Source organism: Bradyrhizobium sp., assembly GCF_049586575.1.
Lineage (GTDB): Bacteria > Pseudomonadota > Alphaproteobacteria > Rhizobiales > Xanthobacteraceae > Bradyrhizobium.
Genome location: NZ_JBAVCF010000529.1, coordinates 1 through 2,818, shown reverse-complemented (window position 1 = coordinate 2,818; position 2,818 = coordinate 1). Strand labels below are relative to the sequence as shown.

3 protein-coding genes, 1 pseudogene and 1 riboswitch are annotated in these 2,818 nt (G+C 63.2%); of the genes and pseudogenes, 2 read left to right on the top strand and 2 right to left on the bottom strand.

Annotation, left to right across the window (positions count from 1 at the left end):
• On the top strand, positions 1 to 194 hold a 194-nt coding region (locus WB528_RS19845; RefSeq protein WP_423890111.1), incomplete at its 5' end, for a hypothetical protein.
• A gap of 261 nt (positions 195 to 455) precedes the next feature.
• Here WB528_RS19845 and metW read toward each other — a convergent pair.
• Both metW and metX read right to left on the bottom strand, forming a co-directional pair.
• Entirely contained in the window at positions 456 to 1,127 is a 672-nt protein-coding gene (gene metW, locus WB528_RS19840; RefSeq protein WP_423890110.1) for a methionine biosynthesis protein MetW, read from the bottom strand.
• Positions 1,124 to 2,329 (bottom strand): homoserine O-acetyltransferase MetX, encoded by a 1,206-nt coding sequence (metX, locus tag WB528_RS19835; protein WP_423890108.1) that lies wholly within the window; start codon positions 2,327 to 2,329, stop codon positions 1,124 to 1,126. Before metX ends, metW begins: the two co-directional genes overlap by 4 nt.
• A gap of 94 nt (positions 2,330 to 2,423) precedes the next feature.
• Positions 2,424 to 2,503: riboswitch (SAM riboswitch) on the bottom strand.
• Between the two features lie 190 nt (positions 2,504 to 2,693).
• On the opposite strand from metX, the pseudogene WB528_RS19830 reads away from it, so the two are divergent.
• Positions 2,694 to 2,818 (top strand): annotated as a pseudogene (locus WB528_RS19830) (chorismate mutase); the annotation flags it as partial.

The window sequence follows — 2,818 nt, the reverse complement described above, 5'->3', positions numbered from 1 at the left end:
GCCTTGATTATTGCGTGAAAGCCGTCGGACAGAGTCACTCAAAACTGGCGGTGCGGCGTATGGGTCCCGGCTCGCGCTTCCGCCTTCGCTCTTCGAGCTACGGCGGACGGGTCGCTTGGCCGGGACGACGAAAGACCGGGACGAACTCTGCTGCGTTCGCAGGGACGACGGTGAAGTGGCTGTTTGACAATTGAATCAGCGTAAGCGGTGAAGCCGCCAGCAGCGGCGGGCCGCGGTTCGCCGGGACGACTTAGTGAGCCAAACATCGTCACATCAGGGACTGCGGATCCGGCGCAGTCGTGAGGCTCAACCGCTGGGGCGTGCGCGATTCCAGGCCGGTGATGGCCGGATAACCCGTCTGCGCGTCATGCCCCGCGAAAGCGGGGCATCCAGTACGCCGCGGCTCCCCGGCTCAAATACCAACGTCGCTGGAATGCAAGCCGGACGATGACAGACTAATGTTTCCCCTTCTCGGCGCGGCTCAGCAGAAACACGCCCTGCTCGCCGAACATGTTCCAGAACCACCAGGGCGCGCTGAGCCGCAGCGGCCGGCCGTAAAGATCGAGCGCGACCGCGCGCTCCATCTTGACGTTGATCTCGCCGCAAAGCTGCACGAAATCCTTGATGGTGCAGAAATGGATGTTCGGCGTGTCGTACCAGGTCGCGGGCAGGTTTTCCGTGCGCGGCATGTGGCCGCCGACCAGGAGCTGAAGCCGCATCCGCCAGAAGCCGAAATTCGGGAACGACACGATGGCGCGGCGGCCGATCCGCAGCAGGTTTTCCAGCACGACTTTCGGCTGCCGCGTCGCCTGCAAGGTCTGCGACAGGATCACGTAGTCGAAGGCATCGTCCGGATAATTGACGAGGTCGGTGTCGGCGTCGCCCTGCACCACCGCGAGCCCCTTGGCGACGCAGCGATTGACGCCCTCGCGCGACAGTTCGATGCCGCGGCCGTCGATCCCGCGGCTCTCCAGGAGCTGCAGCAGATCGCCGTCGCCGCAACCGACATCGAGCACCTTGGAGCCGGATGCAACCATTTCCGCGACCAGCAGGTGATCGCCGCGAAAATGCCCAGTGTCACGATCGATCACGGGGCCGAGCGGCAGGGCCTGTTGCTGCACGCTCATGCTTCGCCGCCCACCGAAAGCCCGCGCGCCTTCGCCGCCGATTGCAGGAACGCGCGCGAGATGTCGAAGAATTCCGGCACGTCGAGCAGGAAAGCGTCGTGCCCGCGATCGGTCTCGATTTCCGCGAAACTCACCCGCGCGCTGGACGCGTTGAGCGCATGAACCAGCGCGCGCGACTCCGAGGTCGGAAACAGCCAGTCGCTGGTGAACGACACCACGCAAAAGCGGGTCTGGATGCCGCGGAACGCCTGCGCCAGCACGCCATGATGATCGGCGGCGATGTCGAAATAATCCATCGCGCGCGTCAGATAGAGATAGCTGTTGGCGTCGAACCGCTCGACAAAGGACGAGCCCTGATAGCGCAGGTAGCTTTCGACCTGGAAGTCCGCGTCAAAGGAAAAGGTCGGCAGCTCGCGATCCTGCATCCTGCGGCCGAACTTGCGGTGCAGCGCCGCATCCGACAGATAGGTGATGTGCGCGGCCATCCGCGCCACGCCGAGGCCGCGATGCGGCTGGATCCCCTTTTCGAAATAGCGGCCGTTATGCCAGTCCGGATCGGCCATCACGGCCTGACGGCCGAGTTCGTGGAAGGCGATGTTCTGCGCCGAATGCCGCGTCGAACAGGCAATCGCCAGCGTCGAGAACACGCGCCTGGGAAAGGCCGCCGTCCATTGCAGCGCCTGCATGCCGCCCATCGAGCCGCCGACCACGGAGAACAGCGTCTCAATCCCCAGGCGATCGAGCAGCATCGCCTGCGCCCGCACCATGTCGGGAATGGTGATCACCGGAAAATCCAGCCCCCACAATTTGCCGGTCGCCGGATTGGTCGAGGCCGGCCCTGTCGAGCCCATGCAGCCGCCGATCACGTTGGTGCAGATGATGAAGTAGCGATCCGTGTCGAGCGGACGGCCGGGACCGACCATGGTTTCCCACCAGCCGGGCTTGCCGGTCACCGGATGGACATTGAAAACGTGCTGATCGCCCGTCAGGGCATGACAGACCAGAATGGCGTTGGAGCGTTCGGCGTTGAGTTCGCCGTAGGTCTGGTAGGCGATCTGAAAGGGAGCGAGATCGATGCCGCAATCAAGCCGCAGCGGCTGGTCGGCGCCAAACTGCGCTAGTTTGGAGCTCGGGTGGTCCGCCTCCTGCGAGCGCTCCTCGGTATGGAGCGCAGGACCTGCTACTGACTGTACTTTTACCATCGTGATACCGATCCCTCGGGAGGTCCCTTCGAAGAGTCGTCCCCGGAAATCAGGCCATAAAAAATCCGGCCTGAACGATAAGGTTCGGCCGGGATCATCTCTGTCCCCGGCCTGTTTAGCGAATTGTTTAACGTGGCTGCAAGCCGGCCGGCTCAAATGACCACGGAACGACATAAAATTAGTCGCTTGCCCCCTCAACGTCAAGGCAAGGCCGTGGTTAATAGGGCGCCCGGGCGCGAGGTCCTCATGGTGAGGAGGCGCCCTTGCGCCGTCTCGAACCATGAGGGAGAACAGGCCTGCATCCTTCGAGACGCGCTTTCGCGCTCCTCTGGATGAGGAACGATATTTTCGCCGGGTTTCCAGAATGTCCAAGCCACCGCCGTCGCCACCGTCGCTGACCGAGCTGCGCCAGGAAATCGATTCCATCGATGCCCAGGTGCACAGCCTGCTGATGCAGCGCGGCGACATCATCGATCGCCTCATTCAGGT

What these genes read in the sequence shown, in the direction of transcription:
- metW (WP_423890110.1), bottom strand. Translation starts at nt 1,127, where the DNA reads ATGAGCGTGCAGCAACAGGCCCTGCCGCTCGGCCCCGTGATCGATCGT.
- metX (WP_423890108.1), bottom strand. Translation starts at nt 2,329, where the DNA reads ATGGTAAAAGTACAGTCAGTAGCAGGTCCTGCGCTCCATACCGAGGAG.